This window comes from Paenibacillus sp. SEL3 (assembly GCF_054602585.1).
On sequence record NZ_CM137725.1, the window covers coordinates 2,107,927 to 2,127,982 of the forward strand.

General features: G+C 44.9%; 23 protein-coding genes. 7 read left to right on the top strand and 16 right to left on the bottom strand.

Annotated features, from left to right (window positions below):
- Window positions 1-224 precede the first annotated feature (224 nt).
- Window positions 225-791 carry a pyridoxamine 5'-phosphate oxidase family protein gene (locus tag ACYCS5_RS09975; protein WP_069011999.1) on the top strand — a complete coding sequence of 189 codons (567 nt, stop codon included), beginning with the start codon at window positions 225-227 and terminating at the stop codon, window positions 789-791.
- A gap of 154 nt (window positions 792-945) precedes the next feature.
- Here ACYCS5_RS09975 and ACYCS5_RS09980 read toward each other — a convergent pair whose 3' ends face one another.
- Both ACYCS5_RS09980 and yyaC read right to left on the bottom strand, forming a co-directional pair.
- On the bottom strand, window positions 946-1,740 hold the full coding sequence (locus ACYCS5_RS09980) for an alpha/beta fold hydrolase (RefSeq protein WP_165149399.1): 795 nt from the start codon (window positions 1,738-1,740) through the stop codon (window positions 946-948).
- Window positions 1,741-1,828: 88 nt separating this feature from the next.
- A complete protein-coding gene (yyaC, locus tag ACYCS5_RS09985; RefSeq protein WP_039273804.1) occupies window positions 1,829-2,419 on the bottom strand; it encodes a spore protease YyaC in 591 nt (196 codons plus the stop codon).
- Window positions 2,420-2,539: 120 nt separating this feature from the next.
- Between yyaC and ACYCS5_RS09990 the strand changes: the two genes are divergently transcribed.
- Complete coding sequence (locus ACYCS5_RS09990) at window positions 2,540-2,767, top strand: DUF1128 domain-containing protein (RefSeq protein ID WP_029517178.1); 228 nt, start codon at window positions 2,540-2,542, stop codon at window positions 2,765-2,767.
- A 59-nt stretch (window positions 2,768-2,826) separates the two neighbouring features.
- Here the strand turns inward: ACYCS5_RS09990 and ACYCS5_RS09995 are convergent, their stop codons facing one another.
- Complete coding sequence (locus ACYCS5_RS09995; protein ID WP_268988508.1) at window positions 2,827-2,952, bottom strand: hypothetical protein; 126 nt, start codon at window positions 2,950-2,952, stop codon at window positions 2,827-2,829.
- Window positions 2,953-2,959: 7 nt separating this feature from the next.
- Window positions 2,960-3,679, bottom strand: coding sequence for a pirin family protein (locus tag ACYCS5_RS10000; protein ID WP_459760991.1), 720 nt, complete (start codon window positions 3,677-3,679; stop codon window positions 2,960-2,962).
- Window positions 3,680-3,910: 231 nt separating this feature from the next.
- Between ACYCS5_RS10000 and ACYCS5_RS10005 the strand changes: the two genes are divergently transcribed.
- The 4 genes from ACYCS5_RS10005 (at window position 3,911) to ACYCS5_RS10020 (ending at window position 6,023) form a co-directional block, all read left to right on the top strand.
- Window positions 3,911-4,615: a phosphatase PAP2 family protein gene (locus ACYCS5_RS10005; protein WP_069011993.1), complete on the top strand. Its 705-nt coding sequence runs from the start codon at window positions 3,911-3,913 to the stop codon at window positions 4,613-4,615.
- Between the two features lie 135 nt (window positions 4,616-4,750).
- Window positions 4,751-5,008, top strand: coding sequence for a GlsB/YeaQ/YmgE family stress response membrane protein (locus ACYCS5_RS10010; protein WP_013311925.1), 258 nt, complete (start codon window positions 4,751-4,753; stop codon window positions 5,006-5,008).
- A 41-nt stretch (window positions 5,009-5,049) separates the two neighbouring features.
- A complete protein-coding gene (locus ACYCS5_RS10015) occupies window positions 5,050-5,451 on the top strand; it encodes a YtxH domain-containing protein (RefSeq protein WP_029517175.1) in 402 nt (133 codons plus the stop codon).
- A gap of 95 nt (window positions 5,452-5,546) precedes the next feature.
- Complete coding sequence (locus ACYCS5_RS10020) at window positions 5,547-6,023, top strand: DUF5665 domain-containing protein (RefSeq protein ID WP_049816975.1); 477 nt, start codon at window positions 5,547-5,549, stop codon at window positions 6,021-6,023.
- Window positions 6,024-6,137: 114 nt separating this feature from the next.
- On the opposite strand, the gene ACYCS5_RS10025 is transcribed toward ACYCS5_RS10020, so the two are convergent.
- The 11 genes from ACYCS5_RS10025 to ACYCS5_RS10075 form a co-directional block, all read right to left on the bottom strand.
- A complete protein-coding gene (locus tag ACYCS5_RS10025; RefSeq protein WP_029517173.1) occupies window positions 6,138-7,097 on the bottom strand; it encodes a magnesium transporter CorA family protein in 960 nt (319 codons plus the stop codon).
- 121 nt (window positions 7,098-7,218) lie between these two features.
- A complete protein-coding gene (locus ACYCS5_RS10030; RefSeq protein WP_013311929.1) occupies window positions 7,219-7,992 on the bottom strand; it encodes a sigma-70 family RNA polymerase sigma factor in 774 nt (257 codons plus the stop codon).
- Window positions 7,989-8,441 carry an anti-sigma B factor RsbW gene (rsbW, locus tag ACYCS5_RS10035; RefSeq protein ID WP_013311930.1) on the bottom strand — a complete coding sequence of 151 codons (453 nt, stop codon included), beginning with the start codon at window positions 8,439-8,441 and terminating at the stop codon, window positions 7,989-7,991. Before rsbW ends, ACYCS5_RS10030 begins: the two co-directional genes overlap by 4 nt.
- Window positions 8,442-8,459: 18 nt before the next feature.
- Window positions 8,460-8,798 carry an STAS domain-containing protein gene (locus tag ACYCS5_RS10040; RefSeq protein WP_023990272.1) on the bottom strand — a complete coding sequence of 113 codons (339 nt, stop codon included), beginning with the start codon at window positions 8,796-8,798 and terminating at the stop codon, window positions 8,460-8,462.
- A 99-nt stretch (window positions 8,799-8,897) separates the two neighbouring features.
- Window positions 8,898-10,568, bottom strand: coding sequence for a response regulator (locus ACYCS5_RS10045; RefSeq protein WP_459760992.1), 1,671 nt, complete (start codon window positions 10,566-10,568; stop codon window positions 8,898-8,900).
- Between the two features lie 19 nt (window positions 10,569-10,587).
- Window positions 10,588-11,457 carry a CheR family methyltransferase gene (locus ACYCS5_RS10050; RefSeq protein WP_029517171.1) on the bottom strand — a complete coding sequence of 290 codons (870 nt, stop codon included), beginning with the start codon at window positions 11,455-11,457 and terminating at the stop codon, window positions 10,588-10,590.
- A gap of 79 nt (window positions 11,458-11,536) precedes the next feature.
- The gene (locus ACYCS5_RS10055; protein ID WP_459760993.1) at window positions 11,537-15,256 is read right to left on the bottom strand and encodes a response regulator; all 3,720 of its coding nucleotides are present in this window, start codon (window positions 15,254-15,256) and stop codon (window positions 11,537-11,539) included.
- Window positions 15,240-16,421, bottom strand: coding sequence for a PP2C family protein-serine/threonine phosphatase (locus ACYCS5_RS10060; RefSeq protein ID WP_029517169.1), 1,182 nt, complete (start codon window positions 16,419-16,421; stop codon window positions 15,240-15,242). Before ACYCS5_RS10060 ends, ACYCS5_RS10055 begins: the two co-directional genes overlap by 17 nt.
- 234 nt (window positions 16,422-16,655) lie before the next feature.
- Window positions 16,656-16,997 carry a YflT domain-containing protein gene (locus ACYCS5_RS10065; protein ID WP_023990277.1) on the bottom strand — a complete coding sequence of 114 codons (342 nt, stop codon included), beginning with the start codon at window positions 16,995-16,997 and terminating at the stop codon, window positions 16,656-16,658.
- Window positions 16,998-17,093: 96 nt separating this feature from the next.
- Window positions 17,094-17,612: a hypothetical protein gene (locus ACYCS5_RS10070; RefSeq protein WP_029517168.1), complete on the bottom strand. Its 519-nt coding sequence runs from the start codon at window positions 17,610-17,612 to the stop codon at window positions 17,094-17,096.
- Window positions 17,613-17,663: 51 nt separating this feature from the next.
- The gene (locus ACYCS5_RS10075; protein WP_029517167.1) at window positions 17,664-18,185 is read right to left on the bottom strand and encodes a DUF948 domain-containing protein; all 522 of its coding nucleotides are present in this window, start codon (window positions 18,183-18,185) and stop codon (window positions 17,664-17,666) included.
- Window positions 18,186-18,445: 260 nt separating this feature from the next.
- Here ACYCS5_RS10075 and ACYCS5_RS10080 point away from each other — a divergent pair, with 260 nt between their 5' ends.
- On the top strand, window positions 18,446-18,613 hold the full coding sequence (locus ACYCS5_RS10080) for a DUF1328 domain-containing protein (protein ID WP_029517166.1): 168 nt from the start codon (window positions 18,446-18,448) through the stop codon (window positions 18,611-18,613).
- Between the two features lie 126 nt (window positions 18,614-18,739).
- Here ACYCS5_RS10080 and ACYCS5_RS10085 read toward each other — a convergent pair whose 3' ends face one another.
- Window positions 18,740-19,906, bottom strand: a complete 1,167-nt coding sequence (locus tag ACYCS5_RS10085) for a C40 family peptidase (protein WP_459760994.1) — start codon at window positions 19,904-19,906, stop codon at window positions 18,740-18,742.
- Between the last annotated feature and the right edge of the window lie 150 nt (window positions 19,907-20,056).

Consider the following 20,056-nt stretch of genomic DNA (forward strand, 5'->3'; position numbering starts at 1 on the left):
CACGTAACATTCCGTTAGTACAGTGTTTTGTAGCCGATCATGGACTAACGAAATAGAGTATTTGAAAATTTGATATTGATTCTCCGTTAGTCTCGTGTTATTTTTGTTTCATACGAAACAAAAATAATCTTTATTATTTATTGATTCATATAATAAAATAAAATATTTATTTTCATTCGAAACAAAATTATGCATTGATATTTTACAGGGGAGGACGTTTAAGTATGGGAAAAAAATTCAGTGCGATACTACCGGAATATAAAGAGTTCATACAGCGACAGCATATTTTCTTTGTAGGATCAGCACCGATATCCGAGACGGGGCATGTGAATATTTCCCCCAAGGGATATGATTCCTTTCGTATTTTGTCAGATCAGGAGGTAGCCTATCTCGACTTGTCGGGAAGTGGCAACGAAACAAGTGCGCACATTATAGAGAACGGACGGGTAACCATCATGTTCTGTGCATTTGAAGGCGAGCCCAGTGTATTAAGACTCTATGGTACTGGCACAGTCGTGTTGCCCAATACAAAGCGTTGGAATGAGCTGTATCCTCTCTTTAATCCACTTCCTGGAGCAAGACAAATCATAGTAGTTGATGTTCATATGGTGCAGGATTCATGTGGTTTTGCAGTTCCCTTCATGACTTACACGAGCGAACGGGAAAAGCTGAAGGACGTGGCGATTCAGATGGGCGAAGAAGTACTTAAAAAGTATGCATACGAGAAAAGTTTAGAGAGTATTGATGGTTTGCCGACGGCGTTTGCCTTGAACAAAAATAATATGACTTAGGTATTCTGCACATTAACCGATATGATACAACAAGTCAGCAAAATTCAAATAAACTGAATGTATAGTGACCACATCTAAAAACAATTTGCATACAAGAAACCGGAACCTTCTGACGATCACATCAAAGGGTTCCGGTTTTTGGGCTTACCTTAGTCTACTTTTTCAAGTTTTGCTCCAAAAACGCCAAGATAGCATTAGCTAATAGCTCCGGTGCCTCAAACAGGCTCATGTGACCTGCTTCCGGCAGGGTAACCTGAGTTACTCCGGCCCGATCTGTTGTAAACGTCCGCGCTGGAGGAACCGCCTGATCCTGCTCCCCCGCTACTAAAAGAGCTGGCAAGGCAGAAGCCGACAACACATCCCGTCGGTCAGGACGCTCGCGCATAGCCAATGATGCTCCTACAGCTCCTTGCGGAGGTGTTTTGTAGCCAATTTCTTTGACTTTAAGTAATTGGCTGGACATCGACTCCACATGATCAGGAGCAAACAGTCCCGGTACGAGTCCATCTACAAAGTTGGTAATCCCCTCCGTTTGGATGGTAGATACAGCCTTGTTACGCTTTTCTTTACCTTCGTCCGTATCTGCATAAGCTGTGGAATGAATCAGTCCAAAGGCTGTAAGGCGCTCTGCATGTCTCTGCACTGCCGAAAGGGCTAAATAGCCTCCTAGGGAGTGACCAAACCAGGCAGCCTGAGGGATGTCCAATTGTTCTTGAAGTTTAAGCATATCATCTGCCATTTGATCAATCGTATAGGCTCCTAGTGGAGCATCGCTGCGTCCGTGTCCACGCAAGTCTGGAACAATACAACGATAGCTTGGGGACAGCAAGGGAACAACCTCATCCCAATAGGAGGAGCTTCCGCAAAATCCGTGCAATAGAATGATCGGATCTCCTTTTCCCTGTTCGGCATAGCAGATCGTCGTTCCTTCGCATAATACCTTTTCCATGTGGAACCCTTCCTTCTCTGTATATAATCTATTGGATCTGAATATATTAGTGAGTAGAACATGCTGATGTATATTATTAAGCAGACGATCAATATCTGAAACGGTAACCCTCTGGAAAATCTTGCGAAGCTGTTTTTAAGCCAAATTCACAAGCCGCCGCATTAGCAATATGCGCAGCCATTGTCATGACCAAGTGAAGCGAAGTCATTTGGAGTGTCCAATAGGGTTTGGGACTGCGCTCATTCACAATCGCTGCAACACTATAATGACCCACAGACGGCAGAGACAGCCCTACCGATCGCGCAGGAGTTAGCGGTTCACACGCAATAAGAAACATTCCCGTTGAGCCGTGCTGTCCAAGACAAGCATCTATGGCGATCACATGATGATCTTGGGGAATGCACTCCAAGTATGGAACCAGATGATCCGCATCACAGGGCTCCGACATTGTCCCAATCACGTGCGGAAAACCTTGCTCCTTGAGCATGGTGCCTACCAGTGGCCCCAGTGAATCACCCGACGAGCGATCTGTACCGATACAAACAAAAGTCAACTTATCTATAGCATGCTGATGATGAATTTCTCGGAAAAACGGCGCGAGTCCATCTCGATCTGTTTTCTTTACATTATGTTCTAAGGACGAGCGTCCGGGTGCGGAAGCTCGATTATACAAAGACAACTTTGCCCATCCTCCTTGATTCGGTTGTATATTGGTAATCTGGCTTTCAGTACATTCTACAACAAAAACATGATACAATACAGGCAACTTCCCCTGTTATGAAAGGATGGAAAATTAACGATGGATTTGTCTGTACCGTCTCATGCCAACATTGAGTATATGATTGAGGGCATTAAAACCAAGCTCCGTATGGCGAGTGGTGCTGCTATGCAAGCTTCCGCTTTCTCGCTGGAGCAATACGAGGACATCCATGATGTCTATGATATGGTGATAAACAAGCCTAACCTGAGCATTTCCGAGGTTGAAGCTATTGTTTCTGAACTGGGTAGATTGCGTAAGTCCTCCTGAATCAGCCTATAGGAATACAGCTTAGCTGTATTACAACCTATCATCATGAGCAACAGCCTTCATGCCAGTGGCCCTGTCACCGTAAATAAAGCTCGTACCTCCGCTCGCTTCAACAGACGCGCAACGGGGATACGAGCTTTATTTTTCGATTGCATATACGCATTTTCATACACTTCTTCACTCAAGGATGCTTCAAGGTAAATCTGCTAACACCAGTTCAGATATATCCTCATTACCTGTAGCTAGTATCTTTAATGCACAACTTTTTTGAATTCGTGCAGCATCACCAGGCCCTAACTGAAAATCTCCATCCTGGCACGTAACTTCCACATGACCGCTAACTACATAAATGTGGGTGCGGCGCTCCTCTTGCTGCGGATATTCAAGCTGCTGGCCTTTTTCCAATCTGCTCAGATACAGATTTATATCCTGCGCGATGGATAACGTTCCCTCCACTTCTGAACCAGACACAACAGGCTGAAGCCGATTTAGGTGTTCACTGTGCTTGAATCTTTGCACCTGATAAGAAGGCTGAATGCCAGGGCTCTCGGGTAAAAACCACATTTGCAAAAAGCGAACCGATCTTTCATCCCCAGTATTTCGCTCTTCATGTTCAATCCCGATGCCTGCACTCAGAACCTGAATCGAGCCGCTTTTTAAATCCTGCTCATGTCCCAAGCTGTCGCTATGATGCAATTGGCCTTCAATTACATAAGTGACGATTTCCAAATCGTGATGCGGATGTCTTTTGAAGCCTTGCTGCGGTTCAAGTTTGTTATCATTATGGGCTAGCATACAACCAAAATGGGCATTGCTCGGATCTTCATAATCGGCAAATGAAAAGCTAAACTCACTATGAATCCATCCTTTATTTGAGGTATGTCTTTCTGCCGATGTCACTATTTTAATCATCCTTAACACCTCCATGGATTACAGTTCCGTAAAGCAGCCTTGCTTCGTGATGATTATTCCACTTTCGGCCCTGGCATTACAAACACTGTGATACGATCCCTTTACCCCGGGCTTAAATGCCTCAATCAGCCTGTCGTCTCCGTCGAGTTTTGCTCTTAAGTTCATTATTAGTTAAGTTAATAGTACGAAAAATTAAATCTATTACAGCCATAAGGAGGAGATTTATTACATATGCTATCCCATAAACCCCAACCATCCCGGTTCCTACCAAGCTATTTGCGTCGTAGTCTGTATGCATCTATTATCATGATCGCTGTGATGCTTCTCATCGCCTACTCTGTGCAATGGATTGGCACGGCTCCTTTTCTATATTGGGATGAGCGTATACAGGATGCTATTTTTCCAGACACAGCAGCTACTCATGACCAATTGCTAACCATCGCTATATTCATTACGTCTTTCGGTTCATTCAGCATGTCGTTAATTATCGCCCTCGGTGCTGCTACCTTATGCTGGGTCTTTCTTCGTTCAAAAGCTTATTCCTTTGCGATCCTAAGCAGCTTTACGGCGATGTGGGTGCTGAATACGCTCATTAAAGAAATTCTGCAACGGGAACGCCCGTCACTTCAACATTTGGTTGAAGCCGGGGGCTACAGTTTTCCCAGCGGTCATGCGATGATTTCCATGGGATTTTACGGCATGATATTTGCCATCTGGGCTATAGAACGAAAGATTCGTGAGCGTTCGCTCTTCCTCCCGTGCGTTCTTGGTGCACTGCTCATTATATTGATTGGACTAAGCCGTATATATTTAGGAGTTCACTTTCCTACAGATATTGTGGGTGGTTATATTGCAGGCATCATTTGGCTGGCGTTTACCGTTCCTATGATCTATTGGCGAGCGAAAATGCAACTTTCTTCTCCCCCCCGCCCATAACGTCCGATTCGGCTTTTTGTTTCACTCCGGGTCATGACGTTTATATACGAAGTAAGCAAGGCACAGCAATATCGAAGCTCAGCATTTATCAAAAACGTTATCGTTTGTGAACTTAGGATAAGGGAGGCGATCCTTGTGTGGGGAATTGTACTAAGTATTGTAATGGCCATTATTATCGGATTGATTGGCGATGCACTAGCTGGACATGAAATGCCTGGCGGCATTGCAGGCTCTATGATTGCTGGATTTGTAGGAGCTTGGCTAGGTGTCATGCTGTTGGGAGACTGGGGCCCGGTCATCGGAGATTTTGCAGTCATTCCAGCCATACTTGGAACCGCATTGTTCGTATTCTTGCTCGGACTTGTGTCCAGGCTATTGAGAAGGGCTACCTAACATTTATATATATTTTTATTCTATAAAAGGAGTGATATATCATGAGTAACATTGACAATCAAAATATGGCAAGCACTTCAGGTTTTGCAAAGGGTTTATTCATTGGAGGTTTGATTGGTGCTGCGGCAGCCCTGCTGTTCGCTCCAAAGCCGGGTCGCGATTTACGTAGTGATCTGTCCGAAAAAATGACTGTTGTCTCCGATAAAACGAAGGATGTCGCATCTGTAGTTAGCAGCAAAGCGACAGATTTGGCCAAAACCGTTTCCACTAAAACAGCAGATGTAGCCAAAACGGTATCCGAGAGTAAAGACAACATCGTATCCAGCGTAACCAAAGCTTCTGCCGATGTCGCTAATGAAGCGGCCAAAGCGGATAAAGAAGTTATGGATGCAACCGCTCAAGCAGCCAAGGACACTCAAAAACAATTAAATGCAAATTCCTAATAGGAACACATTCCGATTACAACCAAAATAATATCCAAACACTGAACAGCCAGCATGCAAGAAGCTGGCTGTTTTTAAATGATAGAAAGGCTGGGATGACAATGAACAAACCAAACTCCTATGGAGATGATCTTGCTCGGAACAACAAGAGAACCTTTCACCCCCTCCAGGCTCAAGATCAGCCAGATGAGATTTCATCCAAGCAGACCTCTTCTACTCATCATCATGTTAAAACACATGATCCGGAGAGAGACTTTGATGTAAATGAGCATCCTTTTGAACTTCGCCATGAGGTCAAGCGGCTTAACAAACGCCTAGATCAAATCGCAGATACATTGGAAAAAGCAGAATTCAAAGATATTATAGAGAACTACTCCAGCACGAAAAGAAGAATTATGAGCAATCTGACTGCAGGGATTGCACGTGGTCTCGGCCTTACGCTGGGTACAGTGGTCATACTCGCCTTGCTCGCTTGGTTGCTCAGTTTCCTGGTACAGTTAAATCTTCCGGTCATCGGAGATTTCATCGCCGAATTATTAGGATATATCAAAATGAGCCAAGGTACTAAGTAATTGTCCCTATCTCATTTAAAAACGATCCATCGTAACCGATATAGACTCCCCAAAGAGCCTCCTGTTACGATGGATCGTTTTTTATTTGTAAATTATAACAGCCGTAATCAGCCGCTACAATTTGTTGCGCTTGTTAGTTTTCAATAAGTCACCTGTCCACCCCTTCATCATCAGCCAGCCGTACATTCCCGCCATACTTAGCAATGTGGCAATAATCACGGCGGTAAAACCCCAGCCTGTTTTAATCCAAGGCAGATTTTCAAAGTTCATGCCCCAAATGGCCCCCACTACAGTGGCAGGTGTAAAAACGGCGGTCACAATGGTGAGCGTCTTCGTAATCTCATTGCCCCTAAAAGCGGAAATGGCCTCGTCAATAGAGATCAGGGTGTCGATTTCCTTTTCATAATGCAGGAAAAGTCCTTCCATCCGAGTCACACGGTAAAGTAACTGCTTAAAAAAGCGATTCTCCTCCAGTTTATCCAAATATGCCTCCCGAGAAGCCGTTACCAGCTCTGAAAAAGGAATGAACATATTGCTCCAATACAACAGCTCGAAACGTGCATTCAATATAGAATCCATCAGTGTACGGGCATTTCTTTTCTCCATGTCCTCTTCCAGTCTTCTCAGGTTGATCTCGAACTTATCCATACCTGTATGAAAATAATGAAGCACGGCTCTCGCCAATACAAACATGCCGTCAGCTGCATCCTCACACTGTTCCAGCATTTTTTGGCGTTCCGCGGTGTGCATAATTTCACGGGTATTTTGATCCAAATTTAACGTCACCAACTTCTGGTTTAGAACCAGAAAATAAAACTTGTTGCAATTGCGTTGACTATCGATTTCCTCTTGAACGGAGTAGATCAGCGACCCGTACATTAAGGGCTGATTGCCATCTGGAAAGCGCACAGATATAAAGCTGGATGGAATGTCCTCTACCTTGTCCAGCCATTCTGCGGCTTCTGGGAGCTTCTCCTTCAAGTGCTGTATGACCGAATCTTGCCAATTCCCAGCACTGATGTCCCACCATTCCCATCCTCCACGAAAGGAAGAAATCTGTTCAAATGCTGTCATGGATTCCAACCTTCCTCCCAACCTTTTTCGCTTTATAAAAAGGACACGTTTCCCCAAATCGGAATAACGTGTCCTTACGATGTGACATCAAATATGTTAAACCAAGAATTCCGCGTTTTTCTCATGAAATAGAGGAATTAGACATAATCTGCTTCAGCTTTTCCGTAGCCCGCTTCTGAATACGGGAAACGCTCATCTGTGATACGCCCAACGTCTGGGCAATCGCACGTTGAGATTGACCGTCCTGAAATGCCAGAAGAAGCACCTTCTGTTCCTGCTCCTTCAGTTGGCTTAAAGCCTGCTGCAAATCCATTCGTTTTTCCACAGTGTCATAATCGTTAGCATCCGAGCTAATGAGCTCGCCTAACGTAGCTGCACTCTCTTCCTGGGATAAAGGCGAGTCCAGTGAAACATAGTGATAGCACTCACGACCAGCAAGCACCTCGATCGTTTCTTCCACGGTTAGATCCAAATAGGTCGCAATCTCGTCCACATTGGGTGAGCGTTCCAACTTAACGGTCAGTTCATCAATAGCATGTTGAACAAGCGCACCCTTTTCCTTAATGCGGCGAGGAACCTGGATGTACCAGGATTTGTCGCGCAAATAATTTTTCATATGTCCCAGCATACTTTTCATAGCGTACGGTTCAAATGGGATACCCAAGCTGATATCGTATTGCTGAAGCAGACGTATCAAAGCCATCTGACCGGTCTGATATAAATCCTCGTATAAGTCCGGACGGTTACGGGAGATTTTCCCGGCAGCCATCTTGACCATCGGCTCATACTTGCGGATCAGCACGGTAGCAATCTCGTTATCCTTGGTTTGCTGGTACTCCCAGATTAGACCAACGGCTTCATCCATCGACTCCGGGGGAGTTACCTTTTCATTCATACTCTTTCCTCACTTCTGGTCAAGCGCTTTACCAGCACCACTTCGGTGCCTTTTCCTGTCTCATTCAAGATATGGACATCGTCCATAAGCGCCTGCATGAGATAAAAGCCTAATCCGCCTATCTGTGCATCATTCAACTCCTTGTCATGCAAGGATGCGATACGGGACGGGTCCTCCACGCGTTCAAAGCTCTCCCCTTCATCTTTGACACGAATGGACAGCGAAACTTCATCAAATTCGAATGTCACTTCCACGACTCCCCCCTCATGACCATATGCATAAAGGACAGAGTTATTACAGGCTTCCGATACAGCCACTTTCATGTCTTCAATATCCTCATAAGAGAATCCCATTTTCGCGGCAATACCGTATAAATTTAATCTTACAATATCAACAAAGTCAGCAGTTGCCGGCAAATTAAGAACTACTTTTTGAATTTGAGCGTTCATTTCTTTTTCTTTCCTTTCCTATTGGGAATTCTCCTGGGGGACAAAGAATTTGGCAATACCAGTCATATCAAATAGCTTTTGAATTTGAGGCGGTACCTCTTGAACAGCAAAGCGAGACTCCATCCCATGCCTTGCTTTTAAAATGGATAACAAGATTCCAATACCTGTGCTGTCAATGTATTTAAGGTCTCTCAAGTTAATAATCAAATCTTGGCTGGATTCCCCCACCAAAGGCTCCATCACCAGACGAAAATCAGGTGCTACCGAAAGATCCAACTCTCCACTCAGATAAACGGTATTTACGCCATCGGTTGTTTCCGTAATTGCATTAAACTTCTCATTTTTATTTGTATTCATAGGCCTACTCTCCCAAAAAAAGATTTCCCTACATACTAACCCATTATACGAGCGTTTGAATCACGGTATAACTTTTTAAACACTACCAAATGCCACCATCTAAGCTTCATTGATCTGATCTTTACCCGGTTGCATTGGAAAATGGTCCGGAGAATGCCGTAGCAATGCCTGTTTTACACTGCTGATTTTAACGGGCTTACTAATATAATCGTTCATCCCCGCTTCAATACATCGAGGCTGAATACCCTCCATCACATTAGCCGTCATGGCGATAATGGCAGGTTGCGATCTTCCCGCCAATTGTTCACGCACTCTACCCGTACACTCCAGACCGTCCATCACAGGCATCTGCAAGTCCATAAAGATATAGTCATAGTCCTGATTAGCCGTGACCATATCAAGCGCCTGCTGTCCATCTGCTGCCACATCTGAAGCCAGACCGAGCTTATCCAGTATATTAACCATCAGCTTCTGGTTAATCGGATGATCATCAACGACCAGTACAGGTCTACGACTTGGAGATTCCTGATGTGGAATTTCCCAATCGTGGCTGGACTCTCCCTCCAGTTCATTTTCCTGAGCAAAGCCAAGCTTCATTGTGAAATGAAACGTCACGCCCTGTTCTCCGCTCGTATCTACACGGATATCTCCGCCCATCATATTCACTAAGGTTTTACAAATGGCGAGTCCTAACCCGGTTCCACCATATTTACGTGTCATTGAAGAATCCAGTTGGGAAAAGGGCTGAAACAACCTTCCAACCTTAGCCGGATCAATACCAATGCCTGTATCCTTCACAGAAAACTCAACGGTAAGTCCATTATCGCTTTGCTCTTTGACAGATGCGAAAACATACACCCCGCCCCGGTCTGTAAATTTGACAGCATTGGATATAAGGTTAATCAGTACTTGACGCAATCTTCCCATATCTCCATATAACACAGGAGGCATCTGTTCATCGAGAAAATAAACCAGTTCCAAGTTCTTTCGGTTCACTTCTACCGTAAATAGGCTGAAAACTTCCTTGATACAGGAAACCAGATCAAAAGGATATTCCTCTACCTCCATTTTGCCTGACTCCAGCTTAGTGAAGTCCAGAATATCATTAATGACTGCTACCAGTGCATCTGCACTACGACGGATGATATCGGCATATTCCTGTTGGTCGCTTTGCAGCTCCGTCTCCATCAGCAAATCAATCATTCCAATGACGCCGTTCATAGGTGTGCGGATCTCATGGCTCATCATCGCCAGAAATTCCGTTTTGGCATTGGCAGCAATCTCCGCTGCCTCCTTGGCGGCAATCAGTTCGCTGTTCATCTTCTCCAGCTGCCGGGTCTTCTGATGAAGCAGATGGGACTGTGTCTTCAAACGCTTGTTTGTCAGATACATTTGCACGAAACCTTCAATTTTGGACTTGAGAATTTGAGGGATGAACGGCTTAACCATATAATCAATACCGCCTGCTGAATATCCCGCAAATAAATGCTCCGCTTCCTTGCTGTTAGCTGAAATGAAGATAATCGGAATATCCTTCGTTTTCTCTCTGGCCTTGATTAGCTTTGCGGTCTCAATACCATCCATACCCGGCATCTGCACATCCAGGACTACGAGTGCAAATTCATCTTTTAATAGACATCGCAGCGCTTCTTCCCCGGATGTGGCCTTTACCAGATTATATTGTTCACTCTCCAGCACCGCCTCAAGAGCGAGCAGGTTCTCAGGTCTGTCATCTACCAGCAATATATGAATCGGTTCATGAAGCCCCATGGAATCCTCCTAAGCATCTCTATTTAATCTTCCGGTATATTTTTTCTATCCGGTCCAGCGGCTCGTAGGAATCACTATAATCGGTAAAATGTATGGATTCCTTGGCCCCAAGCACCAACACGCCAAAATGACTCAAGCTATCATAAAACAACCCATGTACATGGTTGCGAAGTTCGTCGTTAAAATAGATCATGACATTCCGGCAAAAAATAACATTGAACTCGTTAAAGGACCGGTCTGTCGCTAAGTTGTGCTCCGCAAAAATAATATTTTTCCGTAAAAAAGGATGAAACATCACTGAATCATACTTGGCTGTATAATATTCAGAGAACGATTGTGTGCCCCCGGACTCCAAATAATTTTTGGTATACAGCTTCATTCGGTCGATCCCATATACGCCTTCCTTCGCCTGCTGTAAAGACAGGTTATTCATATCCGTCGCATAAATGCGGGCCTTATCATATAAGCCTTCCTCATGCAGCAAGATCGCCATAGAATATACTTCCTCACCCGTGGAGCAACCTGCATGCCAGATTCGAATGTACGGATACGTTCGCAAAATAGGAATGATTTTCTGTCTAAAATTCAGAAACAGCTCCGGGTCACGGAACATCTCGGTCACCGGAATGGAAAGGCTCTGTACCAGCCTATCGAAGGCGCTGCGATCATGCAGCACCTTCTCCTGAAGTCCTGATATCGTGCTTACATTCTCGGACTGCGCATGATAATAAACACGCCGCTTAATCGAAGGCAGAGCGTAGTTACGAAAATCGTAGCCGTACAGCCGATGTATACCTTCCAGCAACAGCTCAATCTCAATCAATTCCCGCTCAGCATCATTCGATTTCACTTCATTAGCAGCATTATCCGCCATATCCTTAGATGTCATAATCTCTCTCCAATTCCTAAATAGGTTTTGCCTGTGCCGCTCCCATCATGTGTCGATTTATATTACCCATTTTTTTGGGTTACGAATACAACCACACCCGCATTAATGATAAAAGTTGTTCGGTTTGAATCGGTTTTTTCACATAATCGGAAGCGCCTGCCTCAATACACTTGGAACGATCATCCTTCATGGCCTTGGCTGTCAGGGCAATAATAGGCATCTTCTCGAATTGTGGCATTAGCCGGATACGTCGCATCGCTTCATATCCATCCATTTCCGGCATCATCATATCCATCAGCACCAGATCAAAATCAGGTGTCTGTTCCAGTAGTTCCAGTGCTTCTCTTCCATTTTCTGCAAAGGTAACATCCATACGATAGCTTTCCAGCACACTGGACAGAGCAAATACATTGCGAATATCATCGTCTACCAACAATATTTTTTTGCCTTCAAACAGCTCTTCCTTGTTGTATAGCTTTTGCAAAATTTTGCGTTTGTCCTCAGGAAGATTCGCCTCTACACGATGCAAGAACAGCGTTGTTTCATCCAAAAGCCGTTCCGGCGATTTAACATCTTTAATAATAATAGACTCTGCATATTTGCGAAGTTGCGTTTCTTCTTTGTTATCCAAATCTTTGCCTGTATAAATAATGATCGGCAGATCAGTTAGCTGCTCATTCTCTCGAATACGATCCAGCAGTTCAAAACCAGTCATGTCGCTCAGCATCAGATCCAGTACCATGCAGTCATACCGCTGGGTAGCCAGCTCATTTAGTGCTTCCTGACCTGTTGACACCGCCGTAATGGCAACATCATCATGATCGATCAGCTCAATAATGGATTTACGCTGATTATCGTCATCTTCAACCACAAGAAGACGTTTGACCATTTGGTCTGTATACGATTTTATATGTGAAAATGCCTTATCCAGACTTTCCTTCGAGGAAGGCTTTTTGAGATAGGCAATCGCGCCCATCATTAAGCCCTGCTTCACATCATCTATGACTGAAATAACATGCACTGGAATATGACGTGTCGATGAATTTCCTTTTAGCTCGCCTAAAATGGACCAGCCATCCATCACAGGTAATTGAATATCTAATATAATAGCGTCCGGCAAATAAGACTGAGCCATGTTGAGCCCATCGTCTCCTTGGAGAGCGATCAGTGCCTTAAAGCCCCGGCTACGAGCCATATCGTACAAAATATTAGCAAAATTAATATCATCCTCAATAATCAGCAGCACTTTATCCTGCGAGGTAATCTCGTTTCGGTCGTCCCCTGGATGTATAATGTCCTCCGCTTTGTTTTTCGAAGGTATCTGATATAATGGCAACTGTTTAGCAGGCATAATCATGGGAAGGTCCGTTTCTGCCGAGGCTGCAACATTCTCAAAATTCGAATTCACATCCGTACCGTTAAATTCCTCTCTCGAATGAGAATCCATATCCTCAGCCGTAGGCGTTTGTTCCGGCAAATACAGTGTGAAGCAACTGCCCTGTCCCTGCTCGGATTCCACCGTAATCACACCGCCCAACAATCTGGAAAGCTCGCGGCTGATTGACAGACCTAGTCCTGTCCCCCCATATTTCCGGCTGGTTGTACCGTCTACCTGCTGGAAGGCTTCGAAGATCAGATCCGTTTTATCGGAAGCAATCCCAATGCCCGTATCATGCACAGATAGAGCCAGATAGGATCTTCGTGGATTTAGCAGACCCGGAAGCTGTTCTCCATTTGCCCGAGATACACTGAAACGAATAGATCCTTCCGTGGTGAACTTGAATGCATTGGACAACAAATTACGTAAAATTTGTTTGAGACGATAACCGTCACTGATAATGGCATCTGGCAAGTTCTCTTCGATCTCGGTATGCAGTTGAAGCCCACGTTGGGCTGCGACCGGAGCAAAATTCTGCTCCACAAACAGTTCCAGTTCCTTCAAGTGGACCGCTTCATGGTTAATATCCATTTTTCCAGCGTCCACTTTGGATAAATCCAGAATTTCATCAATCATTTTCAGCAAATCCGCGCCTGACATATAAATGGTTTGTGCATATTCCACCTGCTTCGGCTTGAGATTGCCCTCCTTGTTCTCAGACAAGAGCTGAGAAAGAATGAGCAAGCTATTTAGCGGAGTACGCAGCTCATGAGACATATTGGCCAAAAACTCGGATTTGTATTTGCTTGTGATTCCTAGCTGCATGGCCTGTTGTTCCAACTGAGCTCGTGCATGTTCAATCTCGTCGTTCTTTTCTTCCACTTCTCGTACCTGTTCTTCTAGCGCTCTGGTTTTGGCAATCAGTTCAGTATTAAAATGCTCCAATTCTTCTTGTTGACGCTGTAACAATTCCTCTGAACGCTTGAGTTCCTCTGTTTGCTCCTCCAAATTTTCGTTGGAGCGCTTGAGTTCCTCTTGCTGAGTTTGTAGCTCCTCGGACTGGCATTGCAATTCCTCAGTAAGTGCCTGGGACTCGCGCAGCAATTGCTCTACACGCATCCGTCCCTTGATATTGTTCAGAATAATCCCCATGCTCTCTACTAATTGAGCAAACAGCTTCGTTTCCAGATCACTGAAGCGATCCAGTGACGCTATTTCTATAGCACCGATGCACTCATCTTCGAACAAAATAGGGAAAATCATAATTCCCACTGGCTTACTTTCTCCTAAGGCAGAGCCTATGGACAAATATCCGTCAGGAGCCTCTGTAATCAAGATCGGCTTACGATCCAAAACACATTGTCCGAGCAACCCTTCGCCTACCTGGATAACGTCTCTAATCGAATTTTCGCCAGTCACCTTTGCATAGGAGCCGTATAACTTAAATCGGTTGTCTTCTACATCTTTTCCTTGCAAATAGATGGCTCCATAACTGCCTCCCAAGATGGGCGTAAACTCACTAATGAACATCTGAGCAACTTGCTCCAGTGAATTTACGCCACGGAACAACTCAGTCACCCGAGCAGTATTGGCATTAAGCCAAGTTTGGTCCTTCTGCGTTTGAAGAACGGAATGTTCAAATTTCCGCTTTTCTTCCAAGTCTCCGGCCATTTGTTGAAATACACGAGCGACCTCACCGATTTCATCTTTGGAGGCAACACTCATTCGGCTGATGGCCCTGTACTTTCCCTTGCCAAAACCATTAATCATGAGATTCACGACATTTAGACCTTTGGCAATACTTGGGAGCACCCACAAAATAACCAGTAAGCCCATGATCAGGCCGGCGGCCATCAGAATTGTGGTAATCTGCACAGATTCTTCATACGCCAAATTAGCTTGCTTCATGTCGCTATCAATTTCCCGATCCTGAAAAACGGCAAGGGCATTAATACTATCCATCGCCTCCTCTTGGGCAGGCAAACCAGTACTATTGCGGAAAGCGTTAGCCTCATCAATACGATCTTGCCCCAACAAAGAGACCAGTCTTTGTTCGTAACTTAAAAATTCATTCCACGCGACGGCTACCCGATCAACCTGCTGTTGCTCTTCACTGGTGCCGGAATTCGTTTGCAGACTAGCCAGCACTTTCGTTCCAGTAGCCGAAATATCGTCCAGCTCGCGTTTGGCCTCACTAACGGAGGAACCTGGATTCAAGATCAGATTGGCCATCACTTTGGCCATATCGTTCACCTGCCCGCGAATAGCTGTTGTTTTCCGGACTTTCATATATCGATCCTGATAAACCTGATTCAACTGCTCATTCAGGCTCCCCATCCGGTCATAGCTGATTAGTGTCAGCACAAGGAGGATCGCCATAAGCGATCCAAAGCCAATCAGCAGTTTATTTCTGATTTTCATGCAAGCTCTCTCCCTCTTTCAACGAAATCCAGATCAGGCATTTATCATCATCACGATCTTGTGGCGCCTCTTTACGAAAAAAAGCATCCAGCATCGCTTCTTCATTCCATTGCTCATATTTACGCAGACACTCAGTCAGATACTCCAACTGCTCCTCATATTCACCTTCCACCGCCTCCAGCAAGCCATCCGTATACAAAGCGATATGCCCTGTTCCTTCATAATGAATCGTGTGCATTTCTGCATCAATCTTATCAAATAAACCAACCGGGCTGCATGCACGGTCAAATTTGGTAATGCTACCATCCTGGTTGAACAACAAACCGGGAGGATGTCCCGCATTTACATAGTCAATTCGCCGTGCACGGGTATCAATCACCATATAAATCGCCGTAAAATAATACTGTACCAGCTGTTTGCCCAGATCCAGTTGATTAAAACGACGATTCAGCTCTTGTATGACCTTCTCAGGCTCCACATACGTGGTCACCGTGTCCTTAAGTACAGATGCAATGAACATGCAGAACAGCGAAGAAGAAATGCCATGTCCCATCATATCCAGCAAAATGATGGCATATCGCCCCTCCCCTAACGGATACCAAGAATATAAATCCCCTGCCAGTTCAAAGGAAGGCTGATAGAGCGCATTTACTTGCAGCACCGGGTCCTGAATGGCAGGACTAAGTACCGCTTGCTGCACCATCGCGGCCAGCTTCAACTCATCCTGAATTCGCTGATCCCGATCCTTATGCCAGTCCTTCTCCAATTTGAGACGCAAGGCAGATCGGATTCGCGCCATTAGCTCTACCTTGTTGATCGGCTTCGTGACGTAATCGACGGCTCCCACATCCAGAGCTTCAGCCAATTTTTTAGAATCACCTACAGCCGTTACCATAATAATCGGGATATCTTTTAAATGCTCATATTCCTGCACAATACTGCAAGCTTCAATGCCGTCCATTTCAGGCATCATCATATCCAGCAGCACCAGATCAATATCTGAAGGACGGGGCCTGAGACTAATGGTACGATCGCCTATTCCCAGATGCTCTAACATTTCTGCGGCCGAGTTAGCAGAGATCACATCCCGATAATTTTCTTTTTTTAGTATCTCACGAATAATAATGATATTCGTCGGGTTATCGTCAACAATTAGAATTCTCATTGGCTTCTCCTTATCTGTAACTCATGTATTATACTATACCTACTTAAACGGCAACACCCTTGTTGATTAGTAGTAGTGTTTCCGTAAGAAGGCATTCCAAAAACATAGATAAGGAATGAGGCTGAACCCCATTCCTTATCTATGTTTTTGGAGGACCCGCGAAACACTTGTGCTGCGGTCAGCTTCCTCTTTTTCGAATCTAATGTCACGCTGCTCTTATAGTGAACAGCGATATCACGCTTTTTTAGCAATGACCAGCACTTTCCCCTGATCCAGTTCTTTTTCATAAAAGTCAGCTTCCGTATCTGTAAATCCCAAGGAAGTAATTTTAGCGCGAAGCTCATCGCCGCGGGAACGGAACAAGTTGGCTAATGAATCGAAAACGCCCTCTTCCTTAATCCCGATTTCCTTGGCATCCACCGTATCGGCAATACGATCTGTCCGATCCTGATCATGAGCGAGCACGAACACATCCTCATAACGATAGCCTGTGTTACGCAACTCATTTACTGCTTCAACGGCTTGTACACCGTTATCTACCACTTTGGCATAAGATTTATGATTGGTCTGATTCATGTTTCTCACGCTCCTTTAAGGATTGACTTCTCTGACTATTACACTTCACATATCCATTTGAAACTTCCATGTTATGTCATGCCTTAAAAAAATCAATTACCATTCCGTTTCATCAAAAAACTCAACATACTTAGGTTTATCAGACGTCTCATCCATAAACACTTTGATTGCACGTTGTCCGCGTACATATACCTCTCCGTCTTCCGCCGTGAATTGCGAGCCACCCAGCGCCTGATCGAGCGTTTTCCGTTGCAGCGGCAGCCACTTATCATTCACCTTGATTCGACCGGCAGCAGGATCTACATGCACATAAGAAACGACGTCCTCACGCATACCTACCACAACATCTGGATATTGGTATTCTGTAGAAAGCAGCAACTTATCCTTTTTGACTCGCTGTGGCTTGCCCAGCTTTTTCAATACATCAGCACGTGTATCATCCAAAGATATGCCATTTAAGGTATGAAAATCTGCTGGTACAGCATGTGGAGCGGGTATCGTCTGCACAGTCCTAACCACATGTCCCGCTATTTGCGGGGAAACGGTTTGCTGAACCGTATCCTGTCCGGAAAAGGGAGTGAGCAAACCAGCAGCTAGTAATAACGTCTTCATCATAAATCTCACCCTTTCAATGAATTTCCTGTAGTTTACGGTTCAGCCACTATGCTACTGACGCATTTTCTGCCACACCCCAGCAGCGATGTCTACATAACCCAACCAGTTTTTACCTGGCTTGGCCGCAGGCTCCTCATAAGTCGCATTGTAGCTCTGAACCGTCCGCTCCGTTGCGGTCAAAGGTCTATTCGATGTCGTTGCCTTGATCGCGTTATCCGTTCTGGAAGTATTACTCGCAGCGCTATGCGATTTCTGAAACCGTGTCATTAACGCTGTTGAAGCCTGCTTGGCAGCCAACGTCACTTCGCTGAGTACCTCCCCCAAATTTCTAACCGATTCCATCACTGGCTCCACTTGCTTCAATTTATGATCAACATCTGCGGTGATGTCATTCGCATGTCGAACCGTTTGTTTTACTTCATAACTCAGTTCATCAATCGTTTTTTGTACATCCTGCAAGGTTTGAGTCACCTTATCCAAAGAGCCTTGTGCTGCTTTCAACGTTTTAATGAGGAAAATAACGAGAACTGCAAATGCGATAGCAATAATAAAAATGCTGACCTGTGTTAACATAGCGTAACCTCTCTTTCGTCTTTCACGATGATGTTTATGATTACTGCATAGTTACCCTTTAGATTCAGACACGAAACAACGTCCAGGCTGGCTTCTTCTCCGCTCCAAACGTTATGATTCACGGACTCTCACACCGTTTAAAACAACGTATAACGATGGCACAGACACGAATATTCTATAGAAGTCTCCATCATCTGCAACCATGCTCTATCGGGGCGTGAGTATGCCACATTATATACAATTAAAGGAGGATACAGAACATGCTAAAATGGTCCGCTTTATTCTTAATTTTTGCTGTGATCGCCGGTATCTTAGGTTTTTTTGGTATCGTCGTGTCCGTAGCTGCTACAATCGCTAAAATATTATTTGTGATATTTCTGGTGTTGTTCGTCATTTCACTCTTCACCAGAAGAAAACGGGTTTCATAGTTATCGGATGCTAGCTGCACAAAAGCAATATTCTAAATGTCTATAAAAAAAGGATGTTCCCACCCTGGTCAACAGGGCTGTGGAACATCCTTTTTTGATGCAGCTTTTTAACAGTTAGCGGCGCTTTTATTGAATCACGCTGCCCCCAAACAGGAAACGGTCCTGCCAAGGCTTGCTGAAATCCGTAACTTTTACACCGCCACCCGCTACAGAAAACGTATGGAGAAGCTTGTTGTCTCCCAAATATACAGCTACGTGTGTAATCGTTTGGGAGGAGTTATCCAAGGACGTGTACGCCCCGGAAGATGCATTATAATTTGTAAAGAAGAGCAAATCGCCACGCTTCAGCGTAGTCATGTCCGTATTCGGCTGACTGTTTTGCTTGATCCACTCACCCTGTGAACGAGAATCTGCCGGAAGCTGGATACCTACAGCCTGACGGAAAATTTGACGGGTAAATGCCGAGCAATCAAAAGTAGCCGTACTGCTACGATCCGAACCATATTCATATGGAGTTCCGAGATAAGTCATCCCCGTGTTAATAACCTGCTCTATTGCAGCCGCTGCATCACCGGAAAATATGTTCATAGTTGACGCAGGAGAGGCTGTCACAGGTATTGCAGTAGTATCAGGAGTGGTTGTCACCGGAGCAGACACAGGCTGCTGCACAACAACGCCCTCACCAATACGAATATACTGTGGAGACGAGCTGACGTAACCCACCGTACCACCAGCATTGGTAACCTTGAACCAATAGGCATTACTTGGATCGGTAATCGTAACGACATCCCCTGCATTCAAATAGCCCAAGACCTCGGAAGAAGTGGATGCCTCCGCCCGCAAACGAACGGACGTTTGAATCGTAGCTTTCGTTTGACCGGCAGAACTATTCACTGAGGCCACAGCCTCTTTAGCTGAAACATTTTCAACTGGCTCTGCGGCTTCCGATTTACGGCTGGCAGATGAGGTGACAGCAGCAGCGACGCTGGTAGCGCCAACTTTTATGTACTTGTCGGAGCTGCTAGTGTATCCGGTTACTCCATCAGAAGTCTTGATCTTATACCAATAGCTGTTTGTTTTCTCCAATACCGTTACGGCCTCTCCCTGCTTCATAAAGCTGACTACATCCCCTGTAGTCGAAGGACCGGATCTAAGCTTTACAGCCGCCTGAATAACCGCCTTCTGTCCTGTGGATGCTGTTGATGCCGCTGCGTCAACCTGACCCGGCGCCACATGAATTGCTGCCAACAGCGCGGCTGACGTCATGAGCATTCCCATCACGCGTCTTCTCAATGTTGCACCTCCTGGCTGTTTTTACGAATTTGAAGAGCATATCAAATTCCGACGAATATAGCCGGACATGCCTTCATTATAGTAAAAGCAGCAGGAAGAGAGATATAATCCAAACGTCACAAAAGGAAGCGTATACGCCTTTTACATATA